Here is a 25,794-nt window from a genome sequence, read left to right as displayed (position 1 = left end):
AGGCCGGAAGCGACGTCCCGGATTCTCCCCGCGGGGGTGATCGGGCTGATTCCCGGACTGAAGCACCTCGGAGGTAGTCGTGGAATGCAGGGAAGATACGCGGCGGGACCTTCGCACGTGTTGAGAGAGGTCACCGCCACCCGCTACCTCACGCACCTGCGGGAGGGCGGTTCCGTGCCGGGGGTCGTCGAGGCGGACGACCTCGGGACGTACGTCGTGAAGTTCACCGCGTCCGCGCAGGGCCGCAAGGCGCTGGTCGCCGAGGTGATCGTCGGGGAGCTGGCGCGGGCCCTCGGGCTGCGGTTCCCGGAGCTGGTGCTGGTGCACTTCGACCCGGCGATCGCCGCCGGCGAGCCGCACCAGGAGGTGCGGGAGCTGCACGCGGCCAGCGCCGGCGTCAACCTCGGCATGGACTTCCTGCCGGGCGCGCGGGACTTCACCCCCGAGGTGGCGGAGGTCTTCCCGGTCGATCCGCTGGAGGCCGGCCGGATCGTCTGGCTCGACGCGCTCACCGTGAACGTCGACCGCACCGTGCACAGCTCCAACCTGATGATCTGGCCGACCCTGGGCACCGTGCCGCCGCGCCTGTGGCTCATCGACCACGGCGCCGCGCTGGTCTTCCACCACCGCTGGGAGGGGCTCGACCCGCGCAGGCGCTACGACTTCCGGCACCACGCCCTGGGCTCCTACGGACCCGACGTCCGCGCCGCCGACGCCGAGCTCGCACCCCGGGTGACCGAGGAGCTGCTGCGTTCCGTCGTGGCCCGGGTGCCCGACGCCTGGCTGGCCGACGAGCCCGGCTTCGCCACCCCGGACGCGGCCCGGGACGCCTACGTCGGCCACCTCCTCGCGCGGGCCCGGGCCTCCGCGGAGTGGCTGCCCACCGACTTCCCCGACGCCGAGGAGCTCGCCGCGGAGAACGCCCGGCGCGCCGACCGCACCCGCCGGGGCCGCCCGGACTGGCTCAAGCAGGTGCCCGACCTGCACGGCAAACCGGCGGCCCGGCAGGACTGGTCGACGCACCTGCGGTGAGGCCGGTCAGCCCCTGAGCTGCTGGTAGGCGGGCAGAGTGAGGAACTCGGTGTAGTCCTCGTCGAGGGAGACCCGCAGCAGCAGGTCGTGGGCCTGCTGCCAGGAACCCGCGGCGAAGGCCTCCTCGCCCGCCTCGGTCCGGATGTCCGCCAGCTCGTCGGCGGCGACCTTGCGGACCAGTTCGGCGGTGACCCGTTCACCGTTGTCGAGGACGACGCCCGCGTTGATCCACTGCCAGATCTGGGAGCGGGAGATCTCCGCGGTCGCCGCGTCCTCCATCAGGTTGAAGATGGCCACCGCGCCGAGCCCGCGCAGCCACGCCTCGATGTAGCGGATGCCGACCTGGACGGCGTTGACGAGCCCGGCGTACGTGGGCCGCGCCTGAAGCGAGTCGACGGCGATCAGGTCCTCGGCGCGCACGTCGACGTCCTCGCGCAGCCGGTCCTTCTGGTGCGGCCGGTCGCCGAGCACCCGGTCGAAGGACTCCAGGGCGATGGGCACCAGGTCGGGGTGGGCGACCCAGGAGCCGTCGAAACCGTCGCCGGCCTCCCGGTCCTTGTCGGCCCGCACCTTCTCGAAGGCCACCTTGTTGACCTCCGGGTCCCGGCGGGACGGGATGAACGCGGCCATGCCGCCGATCGCGTGCGCGCCGCGCCGGTGGCAGGTGCGCACCAGCAGTTCGGTGTAGGCGCGCATGAACGGGGCGGTCATCGTCACCGCGTTGCGGTCCGGCAGCACGAACCGGGGGCCCGCGTCACGGAAGTTCTTGATGATGGAGAACAGGTAGTCCCAGCGGCCCGCGTTCAGCCCGGAGGCGTGGTCGCGCAGTTCGTAGAGGATCTCGTCCATCTCGTAGGCGGCCGTGATCGTCTCGATGAGGACGGTGGCGCGGACGGTGCCCTGCGGGATGCCGAGGTGGTCCTGGGCGAAGACGAACACCTCGTTCCACAGGCGGGCCTCCAGGTGCGACTCGGTCTTCGGCAGGTAGAAGTACGGCCCCTTGCCGAGGTCGAGCAGCCGCCGGGCGTTGTGGAAGAAGTACAGGCCGAAGTCCACCAGCGCGCCGGGCACCGGGGTGCCGTCCGCGTCGGTGAGGTGGCGCTCGTCCAGGTGCCAGCCGCGCGGGCGCACGACGACCGTGGCCAGTTCCTCCGCCGGGCGCAGCGCGTAGGACTTGCCGGACACCGGGTCGGTGAAGTCGATGGTCCGGGTGTAGGCCGCGGTCAGGTTCAGCTGGCCGGTGATCACGTTCTCCCACGTGGGGGCGGACGCGTCCTCGAAGTCGGCGAGCCAGACCCGCGCACCGGAGTTGAGCGCGTTGATGGTCATCTTGCGGTCGGTGGGCCCGGTGATCTCCACCCGGCGGTCGTTCAGGGCCTCGGGGGCCGGGGCGACCCGCCAGGAGTCGTCCGCGCGGATGTGGGCCGTCTCCGGCAGGAAGTCGAGGGTGGCGGTGCGGGCGATCTCTGCGCGGCGCTCCGCGCGGCGGGCCAGGAGTTCGTCACGCCGGGGGGTGAACCGCCGGTGCAGCTCGGCCACGAAGGCGAGCGCGGCCTCGGTGAGGACCTCCTCCTGCCGGGGCAGCTCCGGGGCGTCGACGACGGCCAGCGGGGACGGCGCTGGTGCGGACATGTGCTGTCACTTCCTTCGCGAGCGTGGCACCGGGTGCCGGGCGACCCGGGTGGGGCGGGAAGCGCCCGCACAACGCGCCGGACGCTTCTGAGCAGTGGATAGTAGTTTCCTCATGGTGGAAGTTCAATGTTCTGTTGACGTCCGGCCCGTCCGGCGGGCGGGGCATGGCTCTGGGTGCCATCCCGCTCACTCAAGGTGCGCCAGATCCGCCTCGGTGTCGATGTCGTACGCCTGAGCCACGTCCCCGCACTCGACCAGGGCGACGTCGTCGGCGTGCCGCCGCAGGTAGGCGCGCGCCCCCTGGTCGCCGGTCGCGCTCGCGGCGACGCCCGCCCAGTGCGCGGCGCCGAACAGCACCGGATGGCCGCGCACACCGTCGTAGGAGGCCGCGGCCAGCGACCGGCCGGCGCGGTGCGCGGCCAGCACCCGGGCGACCGCCTCCGGCCCGATCCCCGGCTGGTCCACCAGCGTGACCAGCGCCGCCCGCACGCCCGTGCCGGCCAGCGAGTCCAGCCCGGCCCGCAGCGACGTGCCCATCCCCTGCTCCCACTCCGGGTTGTCGACCAGGATGCAGCCGGACAGTGCGGCGCGGGCCCGCACCTCGTCCGCCGCCGCCCCGAGCACCACGTGCACCGGCCCGCAGCCGCCGTCGCGCAGGACCCGTACCGCGTGCTCCACCAGCGGCCGTCCCCGGTGGGGAAGCAGCGCCTTGGGGCGCCCGCCCAGCCGCCGTCCGCCCCCCGCCGCCAGCAGCAGGCCCGCCACCGCCGGAGCGTCCCCGTCGTCGTGAGATTCCGTCATGCGCCCTGCTTACCGCACCCGCCGGGGAGGGTGCGGGCGGCGCGAGCGCGGCGCGCGGCGATCGATGCCCGGGGCCACGGTGTCACGCTGCGGAGCAACTCGATGACGCAGCGGGCTGGCGCGCGGGGCCCGGGGTGGCGTTTACTGGCGCGCACCGGTCGGGCGCGATGCCGGACCGGAAAGGGGAGGCGCACACCGGCGTGCGAGGGGGAGGACCGTGTTGCGGAGCGTCGAGCAGAGGCGGGTGGCAGCAGGGGAGCGCGAGGATCCGAGGGTGACGGAGCTACGTGCCGCAGTGGCCCGGCTGCGCCGCCAACTCGCCGCCCATCCGGCGGACTTCCCGGACCGGAGCATCGCCGAGGAGGAACTCGCGGCCCTCGACGCGCTGGCCGCGGACGGCGGCGGGGACCTGCCCCGGCTGCGCCGCTCCCTGCTGCTGGTCGCCGGGGCGATCGGCTCGATGAGCGCGCTGCGGCGGGGCGTCCAGGACGTGCGGGCCGCCGTGGACCTCCTCGGCACGGCACCGCCGCGCGGCTGAGCCCCGGGAGGTCCGAGGGGCCGGCGCCTGCGGGCGGGCCGCCCGTCGTGCGGGGGCGCGTGCGGGGTCAGTCGGTGCTGCGGTGGTACGTGGGCGGCCGGTGGTGGTGCCCGTCGCGGCCAGGACCCGCCGCCGGTGCTGTCGTGCGGGGTCAGCCGCTGGTGGTGCCGCCCGCCGCGGTCAGGACCTCCGAGAGTTCGGCCGCCACCTGCTGGAGCACCGGCACGATCCGGTCCGTCGCCGACTCCGTGACCCGCCCCGCCGGGCCGGAGATCGAGATCGCCGCCGCGGTGGGGGAGTCCGGCACCGGCACCGCGAGACAGCGGACGCCGATCTCCTGCTCGTTGTCGTCGACGGCGTATCCCTGCCGGCGCACGTCCTCCAGCGCCGCGAGGAAGCCGTCCGGCGTGGTGATCGTCCGGTCGGTCGCGGCCGGCATCCCGGTGCGCCCGAGCAGCGCCCGCACCTCCTCGGGCGGGAACCCGGCGAGCAGCGCCTTGCCGACCCCCGTGGAGTGCGGCAGCACCCGCCGTCCTACCTCAGTGAACATCCGCATCGAGTGCTTCGACGGCACCTGCGCCACGTACACGACCTCGTCCCCGTCGAGCAGCGCCATGTTGGCCGTCTCGCCGGTCTCCTCCACCAGGCGGGCCAGATGCGGGCGCGCCCACGTGCCGAGCAGGCGGGACGCGGACTCGCCCAGCCGGATCAGCCGCGGACCCAGGGCGTAGCGCCGGTTGGGCTGCTGGCGCACGTAACCGCACGCCACGAGGGTGCGCATCAGCCGGTGGATGGTCGGCAGGGGCAGTCCGCTGCTCGCGGACAGCTCGCTGAGGCCGACCTCGCCGCCCGCGTCCGCCATGCGTTCCAGCAGGTCGAAGGCGCGCTCGAGGGACTGCACACCACCGCTCGGGGCGGACGGCCGGGCGGAGTCGTGGGTGCTGGCGCTGGACGTCGGCACGACGCGTTCCTTTCGGGGCGGACGGGCGGGCACGCGGGAAGGTCAGCAGCCTACCCGGCGGCCGGAGGACCGCCCGCTCGTACGGAGCTACGTTCTGCTGCCCGGAATCATAATTCCGTTTAGTGGAAACATCCAGAGGTGGGAGTGCGGCGTTCCCGCACCGTCCGGGACCCTTGACGGTGGGCGGGCCGGAGTGAAGACTCCTTCAACAGAACGTTGAATTCGGCAGGTGGGCCGACCGCCCGGCCCTCGCACGAGCCGGGCCGAACAAGCCGAAGAAGCCGAACAAGCCGAACGAGCCGAACAAGCCGAACCAGTCGCCGATCCACAGGGGAACAGGGGGTCCGGGTGTCCGACACCGAACTGGTGCTGCGCTCGACGCGCGTCATCACACCGGAGGGCCCGCGCGCCGCGTCGGTCGCCGTCGCCCGCGGCACGATCACCGCCGTCCTGCCCCACGACACCCCCGTCCCCGACGGGGCACGCCTGGAGGATATCGGCGACGACGTCCTGCTGCCCGGCCTGGTCGACACCCACGTCCACGTCAACGACCCCGGCCGCACCGAGTGGGAGGGCTTCTGGACCGCCACCCGCGCCGCGGCCGCCGGCGGCATCACCACCCTCGTCGACATGCCGCTCAACTCCCTCCCGCCCACCACGACGGTGGACCACCTGCGCACCAAGCAGCGGGTCGCCGCCGGCCAGGCACACGTCGACGTCGGCTTCTGGGGCGGCGCCCTGCCGGACAACACCAAGGATCTGCGCCCCCTGCACGAGGCCGGGGTGTTCGGCTTCAAGGCGTTCCTGTCGCCCTCCGGGGTCGAGGAGTTCCCGCATCTCGACCAGGACCGGCTGGCCCGCGCCCTGGCCGATATCGCCGCCTTCGACGGGCTGCTGATCGTGCACGCCGAGGACCCGCACCACCTCGCCGCCGCCCCGCCGTGCAGCGGACCCCGGTACGCCGACTTCCTCGCCTCCCGGCCGCGGGACGCCGAGGACACCGCCATCGCGCAACTCCTCACGCAGGCCCGCCGGTTCGACGCGCGCGTGCACGTCCTGCACCTGTCCTCGGCGGACGCGCTGCCGCTGATCGCCGAGGCCCGCGCGGACGGCGTGCGGGTGACGGCCGAGACCTGCCCGCACTACCTGACCCTGACCGCCGAGGAGGTCCCTGACGGCGCCAGCGAGTTCAAGTGCTGCCCGCCGATCCGGGAGGCGGCCAACCAGGACCTGCTCTGGCGGGCCCTGGCGGACGGAACCGTCGACTGCGTGGTCACCGACCACTCCCCGTCCACGGCCGACCTGAAGACGGCCGACTTCGGCACCGCCTGGGGCGGCATCTCCGGCCTCCAGCTCAGCCTCTCCGCGGTGTGGACCGAGGCCCGCAGGCGCGGCCACGGCCTTCAGGACGTGGTGCGCTGGATGGCGGCGGGCACCGCCCGGCTGGCCGGCCTCGACGCCCGCAAGGGCGCCGTCGCGCCCGGCCACGACGCCGACTTCGCCGTGTTCGCCCCCGACGAGACCTTCACCGTCGACCCGGCGGCGCTCCAGCACCGCAACCGGGTGACCGCCTACGCGGGCCGGACCCTGCACGGCGTCGTCCGGTCCACCTGGCTGCGAGGCCGGCGCATCGTGGCCGACGGCGAGTTCACCGCGCCGACGGGCCGCCTGCTCACCCGCGACCACTGACACCGACTCCCGAAAGGCAGGACCGGATCCCCGTGACGGCGAACCTGAGCTTCACCGGCGACGCACAGCCCTACCGCGGCGGCGACCCCTACGCGGACTACCGCACCGCCGACCTCCCCTTCAGCCGGCACCCCGACCTCGCCGACCGGCGGCTCGGCGCCGGGGTCGTCGCCGCCAACGACGAGTTCTTCGCCCAGCGCGAGAACCTGATCCGGCCGGAGCGCGCCGAGTTCGACCCCGAGCACTTCGGCCACAAGGGCAAGGTCATGGACGGCTGGGAGACCCGCCGCCGCCGCGGCACCTCCGCCGACCACCCCTGGCCCGCGGACGACGACCACGACTGGGCGCTGATCCGGCTCGGCGTGCCCGGCATCGTCCGCGGCATCGTCGTGGACACCGCCCACTTCCGTGGCAACCACCCGCAGGCCGTGTCCGTGGAGGGCACCTCGGTGGCGGGCTCCCCGTCCCCCGAGGAGCTGCTCTCGGAGCACGTGAAGTGGACGACGCTCGTCCCGCGCACCCCCGTCGGCGGGCACGCCGCCAACGGCTTCGTCGTGTCCGCCGAGCAGCGCTTCACCCACCTGCGCCTCCGGCAGTACCCCGACGGGGGCATCGCCCGGCTGCGCGTGCACGGCGAGGTCGTCCCGGACCCGGCCTGGCTGACGGCCCTGGGCACCTTCGACGTCGTCGCGCTGGAGAACGGCGGCCGGGTCGAGGACGCCTCCGACCGCTTCTACTCGCCCGCCGACCACACCATCCAGCCCGGCCGCTCCCGCAAGATGGACGACGGCTGGGAGACCCGGCGCCGCCGCGACCAGGGGCACGACTGGATCCGCTACGCGCTCACCGGCCAGGTGTCGGTCCGCGCCCTGGAGATCGACACGGCCTACCTGCTGGGCAACAGCGCGGGCTGGGCCTCGGTGTCGGTCAAGGACGGCGACGACGGCGACTGGCGGGAGATCCTGCCCCGCACCCCGCTCCAGCCCGACACCAACCAACGTTTCGTCCTGCCGGAACCGGCCGTCGGCACCCACGCGCGCGTGGACGTCTACCCCGACGGCGGCATCTCCCGCCTGCGCCTCTTCGGCTCCCTGACCGAGCAGGGCACGGCGGCCCTCACGGCCCGCCACCAGGAACTGGGCGGCTGACCGGCGGCCCTCACGGCTCGCCACCAGGAGCTGGGCGGCTGACCGGCGGCCCCCGCGCGGACCGGAACGGACCGGCGTGAGCGGCAGCCCGTGCGGGACGGCGCCGTCCGCGCACCGGAAGGGCGCCACCGGCCGGTTCTGCCGGTGCGCCCGCCCTCCGTTTCGGCTTCGGTGCGCTCACGAGGCCGCGCGGGCCCGCTCATACGGCGCCCGCGCGGGAGCCCGCTCGCAGGGCGCCCGCGCGGGTGCGGCTCACCCGCGAACGGGGAGTGGGCGAGCGGCTGCTCACGCGCGAAGGCAGGCAGCCTTGCTCACACGGGAACCGCTCCCGCGTGGACCCCGAGCGCGAACGGCGCACATGCGGCCCCGCGCGTGTACCGCTCCCGCGTGACCCCGCGCGACCCGCTCCCGCGTGAGCCCGCGTCACGCCGCGTGTCCGCCGTCCACCGCGAACTCCGCGCCCGTCACGTATCCGGCGCCCGCCAGGTGGGCGACCGTGTCCGCCACCTCCTCCGCCGTGCCGAACCGGCCCAGCGCGGTCATCGCCGCCTGGCCGTCCGCGTGGGGGCCGTCCGCCGGGTTCATCCCCGTGTCGATCGGCCCCGGGTGGACGATGTTGGCCGTGATCCCCCGGCCGCCCAGCTCGCGCGCCAGCGCCCTGGTGAGTCCGACCAGCGCCGACTTGCTCATGGCGTAGAGCGTCCCGCCGGGCCCGGGCACGCGCTGGGTCATGCACGTGCCGATCGTGATGATCCGGCCCCCGCGCGGGAGGTGGGCGACGGCCGCGCGGGAGGTCAGGTAGACCCCGCGCACGTTGACCGCGAGCACCCGGTCCACGTCGGCGACCGTGAGGGACTCCACCGGACCGAGCACCCCGACGCCCGCGTTGTTCACCAGCACGTCGAGCCGGCCCAGCTCCCGCACGGCCGCCGCCACCGCGCCGGCCGCCTCCCCGGCGTCACCCGCGTCGGCGCGCAGCGCCACCGCACGGCGCCCCAGCTCCTCGACGGCCCGTACGACCTCCGCGGCGGCCTCCTTGTCCCGCACGTACGTCACCGCGACGTCCGCTCCCTCCCGCGCGAGCCGCAGCGCGGTCGCCGCGCCGATCCCGCGGCTGCCGCCGGTCACCAGGGCCGCCCGGCCGGCCAGGGACCTGGCGTCGGCCTTCTCACTCGTCTTCCCGGAGGACTGCACATGGGTGTATTTCGTCATGGGCCCATCCCAGCGTCCGCGCCCCGGGAGCGCTGGCGGGCAACGGACATCGTCCACGCGGACGCCCGCGACCGATGAGTCGAGGCCCCGGCGGCGGTCAGCACCATGACGTCCCACCCGGGACGAAACGGTATGCATCCCCCGGGACCCATGACGTCCCACCCGTGAACGACGACCGGAAAGGCAGGTCCCGCCATGGGCCGGCTCGTAGTCACCAGCTTCGTCACCCTCGACGGCGTCCACCAGGCTCCCGGCGCGCCGGACGAGGACACCTCCGACGGCTTCCGCCAGGGCGGCTGGACCGTCCCCTTCGTGGAGGAGGAGTTCGGCGGGTTCGCCGCCGACAGCTTCACGCGCGCGGGCGCCTTCCTCCTGGGCCGCCGCACCTACGACATCTTCGCCGCCTACTGGCCCAAGGTCACCGACCCCGCGCACCCGATCGCGGGGCCGCTCAACAAGCTGCCGAAGTACGTCGTCTCCAGCACCCTCACCGACCCGGACTGGTCCCCGACGACGGTGCTCACCGGTGAGCTCGTCGAGGAGGTGGCGGCGGTCAAGGAACGCACCGAGGGGGAGCTCCAGGTGCACGGCAGCGCGACCCTCGCCCGGTCGCTGTTCGCCCTCGACCTGGTCGACGCCCTGCACCTGGTGACCTTCCCCGTCGTGCTGGGCGCCGGGCGGCGCCTGTTCGGGGAGGGCTTCCTGCCGACCGCCTTCCGCCGCACCGGCGGCAGCGTCACCGGCACCGGCGTGTCCATCCAGACCTACGCCCCGGCCGGCCGCCCCGAGTACGGCGCGTTCGAGCTGCCGGAGGACGCCTGACCGGACCGGTCCGCACACCGGCTCCGGGCGGCCGGCCCGCGCGGGTGGGGCCGCCCGGACTCGGTCACCCGGACTCGGTCAGCCCAAAGCGGTCGAGCCGGTCGCGGTCAGCGGCCGCGGTCAGCCGGACGCCCGGCTCTCCGCGGCGGCGAACAGGGCGCCGCCCAGCACCAGCAGGGCGAGGCTCGCGTAGAGCTCGTAACCGTCGAGGAAGCCGATGCGCTGCACCACCCCCCAGTGCCAGTCCGTGAACTCGCTCACGAGACCGGCCAGCCCCTGCACCACGGCGAGAAAACCCAGAACCTCCAGCGTCTGCTTCATGACGCCGACTCTCGCGCGGCCGCGCCCCGGCCCGGATCGGCCGGGGGGACGGCCCCGGGGCGACGGAGGACCATGATCCGCGGCGGCCGGTGCGACGAAAGTCTGCGCCGCCGCGACTTCGGTATCCGATACCGCCCGGGACGCGGCACGCCGCCCGGCCCGCTGCGTAGATTTGCCGACCGTGACTGGTGACACGGCGGCGCAGACCGCCCCGGTGCTGACGGGGCCCCGATGGTTCTTCCCGTCCGCCCTCCTGCACGAGCTCGACCCCGGCACGAACCGCTCCGGGCGCCGCCCCCGGCGGACCGTGCGCGACTGGGTCGTCGACTTCGGGTGCTTCCTGCTGGCCGTGGTGGTGGGCCTGCTGGGCGCCGAGACGCTCAGTCACAGCGAGGTGCCGCCCGCCCTGGTCGCCGTCGACCAGCTGCTCGGCGCGCTCTCCTGTGCCGCGCTCTGGCTGCGCCGCCGCCGGCCGCTCGGGCTCGCCGTCGCCATGGTCCCGGTCAGCTTCGTCTCGGAGACGTCCGGCGGCGTGGCCATGATCGCCCTGTTCACGCTCGCCGTGCACCGGCCCTTCCGCTACGTGGCCTGGGTGAGCGCGACACAACTCGCCCTGGTGCCGCTCTACTTCTGGTGGCGCCCGGACCCCGACCTGCCGTACACCGCCTCGCTCGTCCTGCTCACCGTGCTGACGGGCGCCGTCGTCGGCTGGGGCATGTTCGTCCGCTCCAAGCGGCAGCTCCTGCTGAGTCTGCGGGACCGGGCCCGGCGGGCGGAGACCGAGGCCCGGCTGCGCGCCGAACAGGCGCAGCGGCTCGCCCGGGAGGCCATCGCCCGCGAGATGCACGACGTCCTCGCGCACCGGCTGACCCTGTTGAGCGTGCACGCGGGCGCGCTGGAGTTCCGCCCCGACGCGCCGCGCGAGGAGATCGCGCGGGCGGCCGGTGTGATCCGGGAGAGCTCCCACGAGGCGCTCCAGGACCTGCGGGAGATCATCGGGGTGCTGCGGGCCGGGGACGCCGACGACGGGGGCCGGCCCCAGCCCACGCTGGCGGCCCTGGAGACCCTGGTCGCCGAGTCCCGGGAGGCGGGCATGAAGGTCGCCCTCGCCCTGCGCGTCACCGACGCCGACGCCGTGCCCGCCGCCGTCGGCCGCACCGCCTACCGGATCGCCCAGGAGTGCCTGACCAACGCCCGCAAGCACGCCCCCGGCGCCGAGGTCACCGTGACCGTCACCGGCGCACCGGGGGAGGGGCTGGAGGTGACGGTGGCCAACCCGCCGCCCGGCGACGCCGTACCGCCCGTCCCCGGCGCCGGACAGGGGCTGATCGGCCTCACCGAACGGGCGAGCCTGGCGGGCGGCACCCTGGAGCACGGGCCCACCCCGGACGGCGGGTTCGAGGTGCGGGCCCGGCTGCCGTGGCCGTGACCCGGCCCCGGCACCGCGCGCCGTCCCCCGCCGCCGGACCGGCCGGCCCGCACCCCGTGTCGCCGCCCCGCCCCGCCGTGGTTACGTACCGCCCATGACTGCGATCAGAGTGCTCCTCGTCGACGACGACCCGCTGGTGCGGGCCGGGCTGTCCCTCATGCTGGGCGGCGCCGACGACATCGACATCGTCGGTGAGGCCGCCGACGGCGGCGAGGTCGGCGCCCTCGTCGACCGCACCCGCCCCGACGTCGTCCTGATGGACATCCGGATGCCGACGGTGGACGGGCTGGCCGCGACCGAGGCGCTGCGCGGCCGCGAGAAGGCCCCGCAGGTCATCGTGCTCACCACGTTCCACGCCGACGAGCAGGTGCTGCGGGCGCTGCGCGCGGGCGCCGCCGGGTTCGTCCTGAAGGACACCCCGCCCGCCGAGATCGTGGCCGCGGTGCGCCGGGTCGCGGCCGGCGATCCCGTGCTGTCGCCCGCGGTCACCCGGCAGCTGATGGCGCACGCGGCCGGCACCGCCGCGGACACCCGTCGCGCCCGCGCGCGGGCGCGGATGGAGACCCTCAACGAGCGGGAGCGCGAGGTCGCCGTCGCCGTCGGGCGGGGCCTGGCCAACGCGGAGATCGCGGCGGAGCTCTACCTGAGCGTCGCCACCGTCAAGACCCACGTCTCCCGCATCCTGGCCAAGCTGGACCTCGACAACCGGGTGCAGATCGCCCTGCTCGCGTACGACGCCGGACTCCCCGAGGAGCCGCCCGGGACGCCGTAGCACCGGGCGCCCGGATTCCGATCCCCCTTTCCCCACCCCCGCCTTCCCCCTCTTCCTGCACCTTCCGACGCCTCACGAGGAGCCCCGCAGCCATGACCCCGTCGCCCGCCCTCGACCTGACCGCCGCCCGGCACGTCCTGGACAGCCAGCCCTTCAGCCGGCTCGTGGGCGCGCGCGTGACCGCCTTCGGGGACGGCGGCGCCACCCTGGAGATCGACGTCCGGGAGGAACTGCACCAGCAGAACGGTTTCCTGCACGGCGGGGTGGTGTCCTACGCCGCCGACAACGCGCTCACCTTCGCGGGCGGCACCGTGCTCGGGCCGCACGTGCTCACCGGGGGCTTCTCCATCCAGTACCTGCGCCCGGCCACCGGACGGACCCTGCGCGCCCGCGCCGAGGTGGTGCACGCGGGCCGCCGCCGGGCCGTCGTCCGCTGCGACCTGTCCACGGTGGACGGCGACGGCGCCGAGACCCTGTGCGCCGTCGCCGAGGGCACCGTCCTGCCGGTCGCGACCCCCTGAGACGCGCGCGGCGCGGTGCCGTCGGGGCCCTGACGGCGGGGTGAGGGGCCGCGTCCGTCCCGCTCAGCCGAAGGCCGACTCCTGCCCGCCCGGGATCTCCGCCGGACGCACCGCCCGGCGCTCCCGCCGGGACAGCTCGCACGCCTCCGCGATGCGCAGCGCCTGGAGCGCCTCCCGCCCGTCGCAGGGGTTGGGCCGCTCGCCGCGCACCACCTCGACGAAGGCGACGAGTTCCGCCTCGTAGGCCGGCGCGAAGCGTTCCAGGAACCCGGTCCACGGCTTGTCCGCCGCCGGCGGGCCGGTGGGCTCCGTCGACGCGATCGGCGTCCTGTCGTCGAGCCCCACGACGATCTGGTCGCGTTCCCCGGCGAGTTCCATCCGCACGTCGTACCCGGCGCCGTTCATGCGGGTCGCCGTGACCGCGGCGAGCGTGCCGTCGTCCAGGGTGAGCAGGACGGCGCCCGTGCCGACGTCGCCCGCCTCCCGGAACACCGCCGGCCCGGCGTCCGACCCGGCCGCGTAGACGTCGGTGATCTCCCGGCCGGTCACCCAGCGCAGGATGTCGAAGTCGTGGATCAGCGTGTCCCGGAACAGGCCGCCGGACTGGGCCAGGTACCCGGCGGGCGGCGGTTCCGCGTCGCTGCTCATCGCCCGGACCGTGTGCAGGCGGCCGAGCCGCCCGGAGCGCACCGCCTCACGCGCGCCGGTGTAGCCCGCGTCGAACCGGCGCTGGAATCCCATCTGGAGGACCGTCCCGGCCGTCTCCACCTCCGCGATGGCCTGTAACGTCCCCGCCAGGTCCAGGGCGATGGGCTTCTCGCAGAACACCGGAAGCCCCGCGCGTGCTGCCCGACCGATCAGTTCGGCGTGGGCCGGTGTGGCCGTGGTGATCACCACGGCGTCCACGCCCCAGGTGTAGATCTCGTCCACCCCGGGCGCCGCCGTCTCCCCGAGCCGGTGGGCGAGCGCCTGGGCGCGCGCCGGATCGGCGTCCGTGAGGATCAGCGAGCCGACGTCGCGGTGCCTGCTGAGCGTGTGGGCGTGAATGGTGCCGATGCGGCCTGTACCGATGACCCCGATGCGCATGGAATCAAAGTGCGGCCCCCGCCCCTTCCTGTCAATCCGTATGTCCGGACAATCGAACTTCACTACTTCCCGTCAACCACGCGCGGGGCTACGCTCGGGCCGTGCCGAAACCAGGAGTGGACCCGACCGGCCGGCTGGAGCTGCGTGTGGACCGCAGTTCCCCCGTCCCGCTGTACTTCCAGCTGTCCCAGCAGCTCGAAGCGGCCATCGAGCACGGCGCACTGACCCCCGGCAGCCTCCTGGGCAACGAGATAGAGCTCGCCGCCCGGCTCGGACTGTCCCGGCCGACCGTCCGCCAGGCCATCCAGTCCCTGGTCGACAAGGGACTCCTGGTGCGGCGCCGCGGAGTCGGTACCCAAGTGGTGCACAGCCAGGTCAAACGCCCGCTGGAACTGAGCAGCCTCTACGACGACCTGGAGTCCGCCGGACAGCGGCCGGCCACCCGCGTCCTGGTCAACACCGTCGTCGCCGCCTCCGCCGAGATCGCCGCCGCGCTCGGCGTACCCGAGGCGAGCGAGGTGCACCGGATCGAACGGCTGCGGCTCGCGCACGGCGAACCGATGGCGTTCCTGTGCAACTACCTGCCCTGCGGCCTGCTCGAACTGGACACCGGACAGCTGGAGGCCACCGGCCTGTACCGGCTGATGCGGGCCGCCGGGATCACCCTGCACAGCGCCCGCCAGACCATCGGAGCCCGCGCCGCCTCCGCCGCCGAGGCCGAGCGCCTCGACGAGGAGACCGGCCACCCGCTGCTCACCATGCGGCGCATCACCTTCGACGACCACGGCCGCGCGGTCGAGTACGGCACCCACACCTACCGGCCCGACCGCTACTCCTTCGAGTTCCAGCTGCTCGTCCGGTCCTGACGCCCCCGTCGGCCGCACGCGCGGGCGACGCCCACGACCCGCGGACGCACGCGTGGGCGACGCCCACGACCACGGCGTACTTTGTCCGGACAATGTGACGGGTCGCTGTCAGCGGGGCGCGCGTGGACGGTGACCGGCGCGGCCCGTGACGCTGCGTACCGCAGTGCGCGACCGACGGTTCGCGACGGAAAATGATCCACACCACCCTGACCTTCGGCGTACCGCAATCGGGCCACGCGTGCGGCAGAATCGCACCCGATGAGCACCTACCGCGACCTCACCGCCCCCATCGGCTCCCGCCGTGCCCCGGTCCTGAGAACCGTCGGCACCCGGGAGCGACGCTCACACCTGTCGGCACCCCGGGTGCCGACGGTGGGCATCGACATCGGCGGGACGAAAGTCATGGCGGGTGTCGTCGACGCCGACGGCAACATCCTGGAGAAGCTGCGCACCGAGACACCGGACAAGTCCAAGAGCCCCAAAGTGGTCGAGGACACCATCGTCGAACTAGTGCTGGACCTGTCCGACCGGCACGACGTGCACGCCGTCGGCATCGGCGCGGCCGGCTGGGTCGACGCCGACCGCAACCGGGTGCTCTTCGCCCCCCACCTGTCCTGGCGCAACGAGCCGCTCAGAGACCGCCTCGCCGGCCGTCTCGCCGTCCCCGTCCTGGTCGACAACGACGCCAACTCCGCCGCCTGGGCCGAGTGGCGCTTCGGCGCCGGACGCGGTGAGGACCACCTCGTGATGATCACGCTGGGCACCGGCATCGGCGGCGCGATCCTGGAGGACGGCCAGGTCAAGCGCGGCAAGTACGGCGTCGCCGGCGAGTTCGGGCACATGCAGGTCGTGCCCGGCGGGCACCGCTGCCCCTGCGGCAACCGCGGCTGCTGGGAGCAGTACAGCTCCGGCAACGCCCTGGTCCGCGAGGCCCGCGAACTGGCCGCCGCCGACTCGCCCGTCGCCTACGGGATCATCGAGCACGTCAAAGGGAACATCGCCGAGATCAGCGGCCCGATGATCACCGAACTCGCGCGGGACGGCGACGCCATGTGCGTCGAACTGCTCCAGGACATCGGCCAGTGGCTCGGCGTCGGCATCGCCAACCTGGCCGCCGCCCTCGACCCGTCCTGCTTCGTCGTCGGGGGAGGTGTCTCGGCCGCCGACGACCTGCTCATCGGTCCCGCGCGTGACGCCTTCAAGCGCCACCTCACCGGCCGCGGCTACCGCCCCGAGGCCCACATCGTCCGCGCCCAGCTCGGCCCCGAGGCCGGCATGGTCGGCGCCGCCGACCTCGCCCGCCTGGTCGCCCGCCGCTTCCGCCGCGCCAAGCGCCGCCGGGTCGAGCGGTACGAGCGCTACGAGCGGTACGTGGAGGCCCGCCGTACCGCCGGGGAGGCGATGTGAGCGCCGACCCCGCCCACCGCAACGGGCTGCCCGGCAGGCCCCGGCCGCCGGAGGACCGGCGGCACATGATCCGCCGCCGTGCCCTCACCCTGCTCATCATCGTGCTGCTCATCGGCATCCCCGCCGGGTACCTGGTGGTCTCCGGCGCGCAGAGCCGCGCCAGCGGCAAGGACAAGGCGGCCAAGTACGCGGCCACCGGCCTGACCGAGGGCTGGCCGTCGAAGGTGCAGCGCCGCATCTACCAGGTGCCCATCCCGCACCCGGCGTCGTGGGTGGCGTACTACGAGACCAACAACTGGAAGACCAGCCGCCTCTACGTCGAGTTCGAGACCACCGACGCCGGCCTGAACACCTTCCTCACCAGCCTCGGCGTCACCGTGGACGACCTGCGCGAGGGCAGGATCCCCGTCAACGAGCGGGACCGGGAGATCACCGGCTGGCGCTTCGACGTCCCCGGCGCCTGGTCGGGCCTCACCCGCGAGCGGAAGGACCCCGCGCCCTCGCACGACATCGTGGTCAACCGCTCCCGGCCCGGACTGCCCCGGGTGTACGTCGTCGCGGAGACGGTCCCCTGATCCCCGGCCGGGACCCGGCGTGTCCGGGCCTCCGGCCGGCGGACCCGATTGTCGGACCCCGCCCGTAGAGTCGAGGACGAGGAAGCGACATGCGGGCGGGAGGTGAGCAGGACCGATGGGCGACGCCGTGACGACCACCGCCGGGACGGCGGTGCACCCCGCGCCCGGGGGCGGAAATCCGGTGCGGCTCGCGGCCGTCTTCCTGCCCGCCCCGCTGCCGCGCGACGGCCGCGTCGCCTTCTGGGACCCGCAGGACGGCCGCCCCCACCACGGCACCCACGACGGCCCGCAGAGCGGTGCGGAGGACGGCCCGCTCGGCCGCCTGCTCGACGCCGCCCCCGGCCGCCGCACCGACCTCACCGTCGTCCGCCCGCACGGCAGCGGCGTACGGCGGCGCACCACCCCCGCCCTCACCCTCCCCCTCGACGAGGCCCTGCCCCTGCTGGCCGGCGCGCGCCACGACCCCGCGGCCCACCCCGCCACCGCCTGCTGGGGCGCCGCCGCCCTGCACGCACTGCGGCTCACCGCCCGCGGACGGCTGCTGCCCGGCCTCACCGCCGACGGCCACGACGCCTGGCGTGCGGGCCCCCTCGACCCGGACGACGTGGCCCACCTGCGCGCCGTGGCCGCCGCCCTGCCCCCCGAGGGACACGCCGTCCCGCTGCCCGGCCCCGGCCCCCTCCGGCTGCCCACGCCCGAGGCCCTGGTCCGCGCCTTCCTGGACGCCGTCGCCGACCTCCTGCCCCGCACCCCGGCCGCACCCCACGCCTGCGGAGGGGCCTTCGCCGCCCGCGGTGCCCGCCACCTGCCCGGTGCCCGGGACTGGGCGGCCGAGGTCGCCGCCGGCATGGACGCGGGCGTCCGCATCTCCCTGCGCCTCGACCTGTCGGCGTACGACCTCTTCGACGGTGACCGCCCCCCGGCCGGGCAGGGTGCGGACGACAGCCGGACCCCCCGGTCCGCGGGCGCCGCCGTCGTACAGGTGCACAGCCTCGCCGATCCCACCCTCGTGGCCGACGCGGCGGCCCTGTGGGCGGGCGAGGCGGACAGCTCCTTCGGGCCCCGCGCCCGCGTGGACGCCGCCCTCGCCGTCCGCCGCGCGGCCCGCGTCTGGCCGCCCCTGGACCGGCTGTCCGACCGGGACGTACCCGACGTACTGGCTTTGTCCGAGGACGAGTTGACCGACCTGCTCGGCATCGCGGCGACCCGGCTCGCCGCGGCCGGAGTCGCCGTGCACTGGCCCCGGGACCTCGCCCAGGACCTCACCGCCACGGCCGTCGTCCGGCCCGCCCCCGGCTCCGCGACCGACGGCAGCCCCTTCCTGGAGAGCGAGCGGCTGCTCACCTTCGGCTGGCGGGTAGCCCTGCGCGGCGACCCGCTCACCGAGGCCGAGATGGACGTCCTGGCCGAGGCCCACCGCCCGGTGGTCCGGCTGCGCGACCAGTGGGTGCTCGTCGACCCGGCCCTGGTCCGCAAGGCCCGCAAACGGGACCTGGGCCTCCTCGACCCGGTCGACGCCCTCTCCGTCGCCCTCACCGGCAGCGCCGAGGTCGACGGCGAGACCGTCGAGGCCGTCCCGGCCGGCGCGCTCGCCGTCCTCCGCGACCGCCTGACCGCCGGCGTCCGCCCCGCCGAACCACCCCCCGGCCTCGCCGCCACCCTGCGCGACTACCAACTGCGCGGCCTGGCCTGGCTGGAGCTCATGACCTCCCTCGGCCTCGGCGGCTGCCTCGCCGACGACATGGGCCTGGGCAAGACCGTCACCCTCATCGCCCTCCACCTGAAGCGGGCCCGCACCGAGCCCACCCTCGTCGTCTGCCCGGCCTCCCTCCTCGGCAACTGGCAGCGCGAGATCACCCGGTTCGCGCCCGGCGTGCCCGTCCACCGCTTCCACGGCCCCGACCGCAGCCTGGACGACCTGACCGGCGGCTTCGTCCTCACCACCTACGGCACCATGCGCTCCGCCGCCCCCGCCCTGGCCGAGCGGACCTGGGGCATGGTCGTCGCCGACGAGGCACAGCACGTCAAGAACCCGCACTCGGCCACCGCCAAGGCCCTGCGCACCATCCCGGCACCCGCCCGCGTCGCCCTGACCGGCACCCCCGTCGAGAACAACCTCTCCGAACTGTGGGCCCTCCTCGACTGGACGACCCCCGGCCTCCTCGGCCCCCTCAAGTCCTTCCGCGCCCGCCACGCGCGCGCCGTGGAGAGCGGCGAGGACGACGAGGCCGCCCAGCGGCTGGCCCGCCTGGTACGGCCCTTCCTGCTGCGGCGCAAGAAGTCCGACCCCGGCATCGTCCCCGAACTCCCGCCCAAGACGGAGACGGACCACCCCGTGCCCCTCACCCGCGAACAGGCCTCCCTGTACGAGGCGGTGGTGCGCGAGTCCATGCTCGCGATCGAGACCGCGCAGGGCATGGGACGCCGGGGCCTGGTGCTGAAACTGCTGACCTCGCTCAAGCAGATCTGCGACCACCCGGCGCTGTACCTGAAGGAGGAGCACACCCGGCCCGACGGCGACCGGCTCGCCCGGCGCTCCGGCAAACTCGCCCTGCTGGACGAGCTGTTGGACACCGTGCTCGCCGAGGACGGCTCGGCCCTGGTGTTCACCCAGTACGTCGGCATGGCCCGCCTGATCACCACCCACCTGACCGGCCGCGCGGTCCCCGTCGAACTCCTCCACGGCGGCACGCCGGTGGCCGAACGCGAGCGCATGGTGGACCGGTTCCAGAGCGGGCAGACACCCGTCCTCGTCCTCTCCCTGAAGGCGGCCGGCACCGGCCTGAACCTCACCCGCGCGGGCCACGTCGTCCACGTCGACCGCTGGTGGAACCCGGCCGTCGAGGAACAGGCCACCGACCGTGCCTACCGCATCGGCCAGACCCAGCCCGTCCAGGTGCACCGCCTGGTCACGGAGGGCACCGTCGAGGACCGCATCGCCGAGATGCTCGAAGCCAAGCGCGCCCTCGCCGACGCCATCCTCGGCTCCGGCGAGTCCGCCCTCACCGAACTGACCGACCGTGAACTGTCCGACCTGGTCTCCCTGAGAAGGCCCTCGTGACCCCGCCCCCGCCCGACACCCCCCGCCCGGCCGACCTGGCCCGCGAGGCCCTCCGCGCCGCCCGCGCCGCGTCCCGTGCCTCGGAGCACCCCGCCGCCGCGAGCGGAGGCGAAGCGCCGGGGGCGGCGCGGGACGCGAGCGGCTCCGCCGGGGACGGGTACATGGACGGGTACGGGGAGGCGCGGGGCGGGACCGGGGGGTCCGCGAGCGGGCGTGACGGTACGCGCCATGCTGGGACCGGGCATCCGGGCGACACCGGGTCGGGTACCGGCCGTTCCGGCATCCGCCCTGTAGGGGCTGGGCGTTTTGGCGACATCGAGCCGGGTACCGGCGGTGCGGGCATCCGCCCTGACGAGGCCGGGCGTTGTGCCGACGCCGGGCCCGTGGCGGGCCGGTCCGGCACCGGCGCGGAGGACGAGCACCGGGCGGACCGCGACGGGGGTGGGGAGGCCCCCGGCCACCCCTCCAGCGCACGTGACGCTGCACGCGACACCGTGCGCGAGCCCGCGCCCGGGGAACGACGCCCCGCAGACGTCGCCCGCGAGGCGCTGCGCCGGGCGAGGGCCGCACAGCGGGCGGCAGGGCCCGCGCCCGGTGACGCACCGGCCCCCGGCGACACCCCCGGCCCCGGTGCCGCATCGGCCTCCGGCCCCGCACCCGGCCTCGGCGACCCCTCCGGCCCCGGCGACGCCGCCCACGCCGACACAGCGCCCCGTAGCGACACCGCACCCCGTCCCGAAGCGGCACCCTCCGCCGACCACGCGGCACACGACGATGAGGCCCGGGACGCCGGGGGAATCCATGCGACGCCTCCGGGTCCCACCGGCCCGACGGCCTCCGATGGCCCGCCCGCGCCCGGCTGTTCCGCATCGCATGCGACGCCTCAGGGTCCCACCGGCCCGACGGCCTCCGACGGTCCGCCCGCGCCCGGCTGTTCCGCATCGCATGCGACGCCTCAGGGTCCCACCGGCCCGACGGCCTCCGACGGTCCGCCCGCGCCCGGCCGTCCCGCACCGCACACCACGCGCCCCAGCCTCACCGGGCCCGACGGCTCGCCCGCGCCCGGCCGTCCCGCAGCGCACGGCACGCCGCCCGGACCCACTGACCCGCCCACGTCCGCCCGTCCCGCACCCCACGACACGGCCCTCGGCACCACCAACCCCACCCCGGACGACAGCCGCAACAGCGACGACAACGACGACAGCGGGGCCGCCCCCGGCCGCCGCCCCGGGGACATCGCGCGCGAGGCGCTGCGGTCGGCCCGTCAGGAGGCGCTGCATGCCCGTGCCGAGGCCGGGCCGCGCGGCGATCGCCCGGCACCCCGGCGGACCCCCGCCCCGGCCCCCCGGCTGCCCCGCACCTCGCGCGGCGACCGTGTCGCCGACGCGCGGGCACGCGCCGTGCGGGACGCGCTCGCGGACGCGTTCCGCATGCCGCCGCCGTCGGACGCCGATGAGCCCGGCGGCCCGGGACCGCGGGCCACGGCCGCCGGCCCGCCCCCCACCCCCAAGGACGACCGCGAGGTCCCCGCACCCCCGGCGCGGGACCGGTCCGCCGGGCCGGCCCGTGCGCCCGCCGCGGGCGGGGCGCCGCACACCCCCCGCTCCATGGCCGCCCCCGCCCGCGACGGCGAACTCCGCCGCACGTTCCCGGCGTTCGGGCCCCGCGCGGACGCCGCGGCCGGGATCGCCGACACCTGGTGGGGCAACGCCTGGGTGACCGCGCTGGAGGAGGGGGCGTTGGACGCCGCGCGGCTGGCGCGGGGCCGGGTGTACGCGGAGCGCGGTCACGTCGACGCGGTCACCGTGACGCCGGGGCTCGTCCTCGCGTACGTGCAGGGCAGCCGCCCGCGGCCGTACCGCGTGCAGGTGCGGCTGCGGACGTTCGAGGACGCCGAATGGGACCGGTTCCTGGACGCCGCCGCCGAGCGGCCCGGTCACATCGCGGCCCTGCTGGACAAGGTGATGCCCCAGTCCCTCGCCGACTGCGGTGTCCCGCTGCTGCCCGGCCCCGGCGATCTCGCCCCGCGGTGCAGCTGCCCCGACTCCGGTCACCCCTGCAAGCACGCAGCCGCCCTCTGCTACGCGACCGCCCGGCTCCTCGACGCCGACCCGTTCGTCCTGCTCCTGTTGCGCGGGCGCGGCGAACGCGAGGTGATCGACGACCTGTCCCGCCGCAGCGCCGCGCGTGCCGCCCGGGACACGCGGCCCGAGCCGCTGCCCGGCATCCGCGCCACCGAGGCGTTCGAGCCGCGTGCCCTGCCGCCGCTCCCGGCCCCGCTGCCCGCGCCCGCGCACCCCGAGCAGCCGCCGGTGTACCCGGGGGTGCCGGGCGGCCCGGACGCGTTCGCCCTGGACCAGCTGGCCACCGACGCCGCCGCCCGCGCCCACGCCCTGCTCACCGCCGGCCGGGACCCGGTCGGCGGCCTCACGCTGTGGCAGGACGCGGTGCGGCTCGCCGCGGCCCGGCCCGGGTCGGGACTCACCGTCGCCACCCGCGCCCTGTACTCCTCCCTCGCCACCGCCGCCGGCCGCACCCCGGCCGAGCTGGCCCGCGCGGTCGCCGCCTGGCGGCAGGGCGGCCCGGCGGGCCTGGAGGTGCTTGAGGAGTCCTGGGACCCGCCGGCGGGCCCTTTCGACCGGGCCCGTCCCCTGCTGCTGGCCGCCGACCTGCCCGCCTTCCGGCCGTGGCGCAACCATCTCACCCATCCGCGCGGCCACGTCCAGCTCCGCCTCGGCCGCGACCACCTCTGGTACGCCTACGAGTCCGAGCCCGGCCGCGACGACTGGTGGCCGCGCGGCACCCCCGACCCCGACCCCGTCGGAGCCCTCACCGGGATGGACGCCGCGGCCCCGCTGTAGGGGCTTCGCCCAACCACTGGTGGGGAGTTCAAGGGTCGAGGACACGTGCCCGGCAGGCGGCCGGGGTGCCCCAGGCGGTCCGCAGGGCGCGGGCCTTGCGGATCCACAGGGACAGGTCCAGCTCGGCGGTGTAGCCGAGGGCGCCGTGCAGATGGAGGGCCGTGCGGGACGCGGCGTAGGCGGCCTCGCCCGCCGCGACCTTAGCCATGGCGGCCTCCCGGCCGGACCCGGGGTCGCCGGCGGCCAGGGCCAGCGCGGCGGCGAACACCAGGGGCCGGGCGAACTCCAGCGCCACCAGCGTGTCGGCCAACCGGTGCTGCACCGCCTGGAACGAGCCGACGGGCACCCCGAACTGCGTGCGCGCCCGGACGTACGCGACGGTCCGGTCCAGCAGGGTGCGGCCGACCCCGAGCGCCTGCGCCGCCGTGAGCAGCGCCGCCACGTCGGCGGCGTGCGCGGCGGCGGCCGTCACCCGGGGCCCGCGCGCCAGCACCGGCCCGCCGCCCGGCCGGGCGAGCCGCCGCGCCGGGTCGGCCGAGGGCTGCACCGGCCCGGTCGCCTCCGCCAGGCGGACCGTGTCGCCGTCCACCACGAGGACCCTGTCGGACGTGTCGGCGTCCAGGGCGTAGGGCGCGGTGGGGGAGAGGACGCAGAAGGAGGCGACGGCGGCGCCGGAGGCGAGGCCGGGCAGGCGAGCCGCGGCTGCCGCCGGGTCGCCGAGGCGGTCCAGGAAGGCCGCCGCGGCCACCGTCTCCACCAGCGGCCCCGGCACCGCGTGGCGGCCCAGCTCGACGAAGGCCACGGCCAGTTCGACCGGCAGCGGGCCGAGTCCGCCGTGCTCCTCCGGCACGGCCAGCGCGAACACCCCCGCCCCGGCCAGCCGCTTCCACACGGCCCGGCCGGGACCGGTGTCGCCGGCCGCCCAGGCCCGTACGGCGGCCGGTGTGCCCGCCGCCGACAGCATGGCGTCCAGCGAGCGGGCGAACTGCCGCTGCTCGTCGTCGAGGAGGAACCGCATCACCTGCGTCCCCTCGGCAGGCCGAGCAGCCGCTCGGCGATGATGCCGCGCTGGATCTCGTTGGTGCCCGCGTAGAGGGGGCCGGCGAGGGAGAAGGTGTAGCCCTCGGCCCAGCTGCCCTGCGCGGGCGCGTCCGGGGCCAGGTCGGACAGTTCCCCGTAGGGGCCGAGCAGGTCGAGCGCGGTCTCGTGCAGGGCGACGTCCAGCTCGGACCAGAACACCTTGGTGAGACTGGACTCGGCGCCCGGCACCGACCCCGCCTCGATCCGGGCCACCTGCTCGTACGCGTACAACTGGTAGGCGCGGGCGCCGATCACCGCGTCGGCGACCCGGTCGCGCAGCGACCCCTCCCCGCAGGCCCCGGCCTCCCGGCCCGCACACCACAGGTCCGTCAGGCGGGCGGCCGCCGCACTGAAGCGGCCGGGGCTGCGCAGGGTCAGCCCGCGCTCCTCGCCCGCCGTGCTCATCGCGACCTGCCAGCCCCGGCCCGGTTCGCCGATCACGTCCTCGTCGGGCACGAACACGTCGTCGAGGCGGAGTTCGGCGAAGGCGGGCTTGCCGTCCAGCCGGCCGATCGGACGCACGGCGACCCCGTCCGCGTCCAGCGGGAACATCAGCTGGGTGAGGCCGTGGTGCGGGCGGGCCGCGCCGGGGTCGCTGCGGAACAGGCCGAAGGCGCGGTCGGCGAAGGCGGCCCGGGACGACCACGTCTTCACCCCGTTCAGCAGCCAGCCGCCGCCGGTGCGGACGGCCGTGGACCGCAGGTTCGCGAGGTCGGAACCGGCCTCCGGCTCCGACCAGGCCTGCGCCCACACCGTCCGGCCGCTCGCCATGGGCGGCAGCACCCGGCCCCGCTGCTCCGGCGTGCCGTGCTCGAACAGGGCCGGTGCCAGGAGGCAGATGCCGTTCTGGCCGACCCGGCCGGGCGCCCCGGCGGCGTGGTACTCCTCCTCGAAGACCAGGCGCTGAAGGAGCGAGGCGCCCCGGCCGCCGTACTCCTCGGGCCAGGTGACCACCGACCAGCGGCCCGCGTGCAGTGTGCGCTCCCACTCCCGGTGGGCGGCGAAGCCCTCCGCCGTCTCCAGGGAGGGCAGCGGGGCCGCGGGCACGTGCGCCGCGAGCCAGGCGCGCGCCTCGGTGCGGAAGGCGTCCTCGGCCGGACCGAAGGCGAGGTCCATCAGGACGACGCCTCCTTCATCGCGCGGACGTCCATGCCTCCCAGCGGGTCCCGGGAGACCTCCGCGTTGTGCGCGTGGGCCAGGTGGTGCAGCCCGAACACCGCGTCCGTACCGGCGTGCAGACCCTGGAGGTCCTCGGCCTGGTTGACGGCCCGCTTGGTCAGCGCCAGCCCCATCCGGGGCATCTCGGCGACCCGCAAAGCCAGTTCCCTCGTGCGCTCGGTCAACTCGGCCCGGGGGACGACCCGGTTGACCATGCCGAGCTCGTAGGCGCGCCGCGCGCTCATCCGGTCGCCGGTGTAGAGGAACTCCCGGGCGATGCGCGGGGGCATCACCCACGGGTGGGCGAAGAACTCCACGCCGGGGATGCCCATGCGCACCACCGGGTCGGCGAAGAAGGCGTCCTCGGCGGCGACGATCAGGTCGCAGACCCAGGCGAGCATCAGCCCGCCCGCCACGCACGCCCCCTGCACGGACGCGACGACCGGTTTGGGCAGCTCGCGCCAGCGGCGGCACATGCCCAGGTAGACCTCCGACTCGCGGGCGAAGCGGCTCTCCGCGCCCTCCTTGTCCGAGTGGTCCCACCACAGCCCGGCCCGCCGCTCGAAGGGCAGGTGGGCGTCCCTGCCGGGGGAGCCGATGTCGTGCCCGGCGGAGAAGTGGTCGCCCTCCCCGGCGAGGACGAGGACCTTCACCGCGTCGTCGTCTGCCGCCCGGTAGAAGGCGCGGTCCAGGGCGTAGGTCATGGCGGAGTTCTGGGCGTTGCGGTGGCGGGGCCGGTCCATGGTGATCACGGCGACGGGGCCGTGCACGGCGTAGCGGACCGGGGCCGGGGACGCGCTGTCGGAGCCGGACATCCGCCCT

Annotated in this window: 22 protein-coding genes; 13 read left to right on the top strand and 9 right to left on the bottom strand. The window is 75.4% G+C overall.

Translation table 11 applies throughout. From position 1 onward, the window contains the following. Positions 1 to 117 precede the first annotated feature (117 nt). The gene (locus tag ACIRPP_RS11385) at positions 118 to 1,032 is read left to right on the top strand and encodes a HipA family kinase (RefSeq protein WP_403641173.1); all 915 of its coding nucleotides are present in this window, start codon (positions 118 to 120) and stop codon (positions 1,030 to 1,032) included. A gap of 6 nt (positions 1,033 to 1,038) precedes the next feature. Here ACIRPP_RS11385 and aceB read toward each other — a convergent pair whose 3' ends face one another. Both aceB and ACIRPP_RS11375 read right to left on the bottom strand, forming a co-directional pair. Then, complete coding sequence (gene aceB, locus ACIRPP_RS11380; protein ID WP_403640305.1) at positions 1,039 to 2,664, bottom strand: malate synthase A; 1,626 nt, start codon at positions 2,662 to 2,664, stop codon at positions 1,039 to 1,041. A gap of 186 nt (positions 2,665 to 2,850) precedes the next feature. After that, complete coding sequence (locus ACIRPP_RS11375; RefSeq protein WP_403640303.1) at positions 2,851 to 3,465, bottom strand: NTP transferase domain-containing protein; 615 nt, start codon at positions 3,463 to 3,465, stop codon at positions 2,851 to 2,853. A gap of 274 nt (positions 3,466 to 3,739) precedes the next feature. Here ACIRPP_RS11375 and ACIRPP_RS11370 point away from each other — a divergent pair, with 274 nt between their 5' ends. Further along, positions 3,740 to 4,003 carry a DUF5955 family protein gene (locus ACIRPP_RS11370; RefSeq protein WP_403640300.1) on the top strand — a complete coding sequence of 88 codons (264 nt, stop codon included), beginning with the start codon at positions 3,740 to 3,742 and terminating at the stop codon, positions 4,001 to 4,003. Positions 4,004 to 4,154: 151 nt separating this feature from the next. On the opposite strand, the gene ACIRPP_RS11365 is transcribed toward ACIRPP_RS11370, so the two are convergent. After that, complete coding sequence (locus ACIRPP_RS11365) at positions 4,155 to 4,964, bottom strand: IclR family transcriptional regulator (protein ID WP_403640297.1); 810 nt, start codon at positions 4,962 to 4,964, stop codon at positions 4,155 to 4,157. A 348-nt stretch (positions 4,965 to 5,312) separates the two neighbouring features. Here ACIRPP_RS11365 and allB point away from each other — a divergent pair, with 348 nt between their 5' ends. Beyond that, positions 5,313 to 6,653 carry an allantoinase AllB gene (gene allB, locus ACIRPP_RS11360; RefSeq protein WP_403640294.1) on the top strand — a complete coding sequence of 447 codons (1,341 nt, stop codon included), beginning with the start codon at positions 5,313 to 5,315 and terminating at the stop codon, positions 6,651 to 6,653. A 32-nt stretch (positions 6,654 to 6,685) separates the two neighbouring features. Continuing rightward, entirely contained in the window at positions 6,686 to 7,801 is a 1,116-nt protein-coding gene (gene alc, locus ACIRPP_RS11355) for an allantoicase (RefSeq protein ID WP_403640291.1), read from the top strand. A gap of 423 nt (positions 7,802 to 8,224) precedes the next feature. Here the strand turns inward: alc and ACIRPP_RS11350 are convergent, their stop codons facing one another. Further along, positions 8,225 to 9,013: an SDR family NAD(P)-dependent oxidoreductase gene (locus ACIRPP_RS11350; protein ID WP_403640288.1), complete on the bottom strand. Its 789-nt coding sequence runs from the start codon at positions 9,011 to 9,013 to the stop codon at positions 8,225 to 8,227. A 195-nt stretch (positions 9,014 to 9,208) separates the two neighbouring features. Here ACIRPP_RS11350 and ACIRPP_RS11345 point away from each other — a divergent pair, with 195 nt between their 5' ends. Then, on the top strand, positions 9,209 to 9,835 hold the full coding sequence (locus tag ACIRPP_RS11345) for a dihydrofolate reductase family protein (protein ID WP_403640286.1): 627 nt from the start codon (positions 9,209 to 9,211) through the stop codon (positions 9,833 to 9,835). A 120-nt stretch (positions 9,836 to 9,955) separates the two neighbouring features. On the opposite strand, the gene ACIRPP_RS11340 is transcribed toward ACIRPP_RS11345, so the two are convergent. Beyond that, on the bottom strand, positions 9,956 to 10,156 hold the full coding sequence (locus ACIRPP_RS11340; protein ID WP_192232512.1) for a hypothetical protein: 201 nt from the start codon (positions 10,154 to 10,156) through the stop codon (positions 9,956 to 9,958). 181 nt (positions 10,157 to 10,337) lie between these two features. Here ACIRPP_RS11340 and ACIRPP_RS11335 point away from each other — a divergent pair, with 181 nt between their 5' ends. The 3 genes from ACIRPP_RS11335 (at position 10,338) to ACIRPP_RS11325 (ending at position 12,878) form a co-directional block, all read left to right on the top strand. Beyond that, positions 10,338 to 11,585, top strand: coding sequence for a sensor histidine kinase (locus ACIRPP_RS11335; protein WP_403640283.1), 1,248 nt, complete (start codon positions 10,338 to 10,340; stop codon positions 11,583 to 11,585). 94 nt (positions 11,586 to 11,679) lie between these two features. Further along, positions 11,680 to 12,357: a response regulator gene (locus ACIRPP_RS11330; protein ID WP_403640280.1), complete on the top strand. Its 678-nt coding sequence runs from the start codon at positions 11,680 to 11,682 to the stop codon at positions 12,355 to 12,357. Positions 12,358 to 12,449: 92 nt separating this feature from the next. Beyond that, positions 12,450 to 12,878 carry a PaaI family thioesterase gene (locus ACIRPP_RS11325; RefSeq protein ID WP_403640277.1) on the top strand — a complete coding sequence of 143 codons (429 nt, stop codon included), beginning with the start codon at positions 12,450 to 12,452 and terminating at the stop codon, positions 12,876 to 12,878. Between the two features lie 63 nt (positions 12,879 to 12,941). Here the strand turns inward: ACIRPP_RS11325 and ACIRPP_RS11320 are convergent, their stop codons facing one another. Next, positions 12,942 to 13,964: a Gfo/Idh/MocA family oxidoreductase gene (locus ACIRPP_RS11320; RefSeq protein ID WP_403640274.1), complete on the bottom strand. Its 1,023-nt coding sequence runs from the start codon at positions 13,962 to 13,964 to the stop codon at positions 12,942 to 12,944. 116 nt (positions 13,965 to 14,080) lie between these two features. Between ACIRPP_RS11320 and ACIRPP_RS11315 the strand changes: the two genes are divergently transcribed. The 5 genes from ACIRPP_RS11315 (at position 14,081) to ACIRPP_RS11295 (ending at position 22,734) form a co-directional block, all read left to right on the top strand. Continuing rightward, complete coding sequence (locus ACIRPP_RS11315; protein ID WP_403641171.1) at positions 14,081 to 14,830, top strand: GntR family transcriptional regulator; 750 nt, start codon at positions 14,081 to 14,083, stop codon at positions 14,828 to 14,830. A 258-nt stretch (positions 14,831 to 15,088) separates the two neighbouring features. Further along, on the top strand, positions 15,089 to 16,237 hold the full coding sequence (locus ACIRPP_RS11310; RefSeq protein WP_403640271.1) for an ROK family glucokinase: 1,149 nt from the start codon (positions 15,089 to 15,091) through the stop codon (positions 16,235 to 16,237). Positions 16,238 to 16,302: 65 nt separating this feature from the next. After that, entirely contained in the window at positions 16,303 to 16,812 is a 510-nt protein-coding gene (locus tag ACIRPP_RS11305; protein WP_403641168.1) for a sugar kinase, read from the top strand. A 115-nt stretch (positions 16,813 to 16,927) separates the two neighbouring features. After that, positions 16,928 to 19,873, top strand: a complete 2,946-nt coding sequence (locus ACIRPP_RS11300; RefSeq protein WP_403640268.1) for an SNF2-related protein — start codon at positions 16,928 to 16,930, stop codon at positions 19,871 to 19,873. A gap of 797 nt (positions 19,874 to 20,670) precedes the next feature. Beyond that, entirely contained in the window at positions 20,671 to 22,734 is a 2,064-nt protein-coding gene (locus ACIRPP_RS11295) for an SWIM zinc finger family protein (protein ID WP_403641165.1), read from the top strand. A gap of 28 nt (positions 22,735 to 22,762) precedes the next feature. Here ACIRPP_RS11295 and ACIRPP_RS11290 read toward each other — a convergent pair whose 3' ends face one another. From ACIRPP_RS11290 to ACIRPP_RS11280, 3 genes are read right to left on the bottom strand one after another with little or no spacing between them, the layout of a single operon-like run. After that, on the bottom strand, positions 22,763 to 23,752 hold the full coding sequence (locus tag ACIRPP_RS11290; RefSeq protein WP_403641162.1) for an acyl-CoA dehydrogenase family protein: 990 nt from the start codon (positions 23,750 to 23,752) through the stop codon (positions 22,763 to 22,765). Beyond that, positions 23,752 to 24,930 (bottom strand): acyl-CoA dehydrogenase family protein, encoded by a 1,179-nt coding sequence (locus ACIRPP_RS11285; RefSeq protein ID WP_403640266.1) that lies wholly within the window; start codon positions 24,928 to 24,930, stop codon positions 23,752 to 23,754. Before ACIRPP_RS11285 ends, ACIRPP_RS11290 begins: the two co-directional genes overlap by 1 nt. Further along, on the bottom strand, positions 24,930 to 25,787 hold the full coding sequence (locus tag ACIRPP_RS11280) for an enoyl-CoA hydratase (RefSeq protein ID WP_403640263.1): 858 nt from the start codon (positions 25,785 to 25,787) through the stop codon (positions 24,930 to 24,932). The genes ACIRPP_RS11285 and ACIRPP_RS11280 overlap by 1 nt, the downstream gene beginning before the upstream one ends. Positions 25,788 to 25,794 lie beyond the last annotated feature (7 nt).

Source organism: Streptomyces sp. NPDC101219, from assembly GCF_044767675.1.
GTDB lineage: Bacteria > Actinomycetota > Actinomycetes > Streptomycetales > Streptomycetaceae > Streptomyces.
Note: the sequence above shows the minus strand (reverse complement) of the source record. Positions and strands in the feature narration are given on the sequence as shown.

What these genes read in the sequence shown, in the direction of transcription:
- ACIRPP_RS11305 (WP_403641168.1), top strand. Translation starts at nt 16,303, where the DNA reads ATGATCCGCCGCCGTGCCCTCACCCTGCTCATCATCGTGCTGCTCATC.
- ACIRPP_RS11340 (WP_192232512.1), bottom strand. Translation starts at nt 10,156, where the DNA reads ATGAAGCAGACGCTGGAGGTTCTGGGTTTTCTCGCCGTGGTGCAGGGG.
- ACIRPP_RS11345 (WP_403640286.1), top strand. Translation starts at nt 9,209, where the DNA reads ATGGGCCGGCTCGTAGTCACCAGCTTCGTCACCCTCGACGGCGTCCAC.
- ACIRPP_RS11310 (WP_403640271.1), top strand. Translation starts at nt 15,089, where the DNA reads ATGAGCACCTACCGCGACCTCACCGCCCCCATCGGCTCCCGCCGTGCC.
- ACIRPP_RS11375 (WP_403640303.1), bottom strand. Translation starts at nt 3,465, where the DNA reads ATGACGGAATCTCACGACGACGGGGACGCTCCGGCGGTGGCGGGCCTG.
- aceB (WP_403640305.1), bottom strand. Translation starts at nt 2,664, where the DNA reads ATGTCCGCACCAGCGCCGTCCCCGCTGGCCGTCGTCGACGCCCCGGAG.
- ACIRPP_RS11300 (WP_403640268.1), top strand. Translation starts at nt 16,928, where the DNA reads ATGGGCGACGCCGTGACGACCACCGCCGGGACGGCGGTGCACCCCGCG.
- ACIRPP_RS11290 (WP_403641162.1), bottom strand. Translation starts at nt 23,752, where the DNA reads ATGCGGTTCCTCCTCGACGACGAGCAGCGGCAGTTCGCCCGCTCGCTG.
- ACIRPP_RS11320 (WP_403640274.1), bottom strand. Translation starts at nt 13,964, where the DNA reads ATGCGCATCGGGGTCATCGGTACAGGCCGCATCGGCACCATTCACGCC.
- ACIRPP_RS11325 (WP_403640277.1), top strand. Translation starts at nt 12,450, where the DNA reads ATGACCCCGTCGCCCGCCCTCGACCTGACCGCCGCCCGGCACGTCCTG.
- ACIRPP_RS11350 (WP_403640288.1), bottom strand. Translation starts at nt 9,013, where the DNA reads ATGACGAAATACACCCATGTGCAGTCCTCCGGGAAGACGAGTGAGAAG.
- ACIRPP_RS11285 (WP_403640266.1), bottom strand. Translation starts at nt 24,930, where the DNA reads ATGGACCTCGCCTTCGGTCCGGCCGAGGACGCCTTCCGCACCGAGGCG.
- ACIRPP_RS11330 (WP_403640280.1), top strand. Translation starts at nt 11,680, where the DNA reads ATGACTGCGATCAGAGTGCTCCTCGTCGACGACGACCCGCTGGTGCGG.
- ACIRPP_RS11280 (WP_403640263.1), bottom strand. Translation starts at nt 25,787, where the DNA reads ATGTCCGGCTCCGACAGCGCGTCCCCGGCCCCGGTCCGCTACGCCGTG.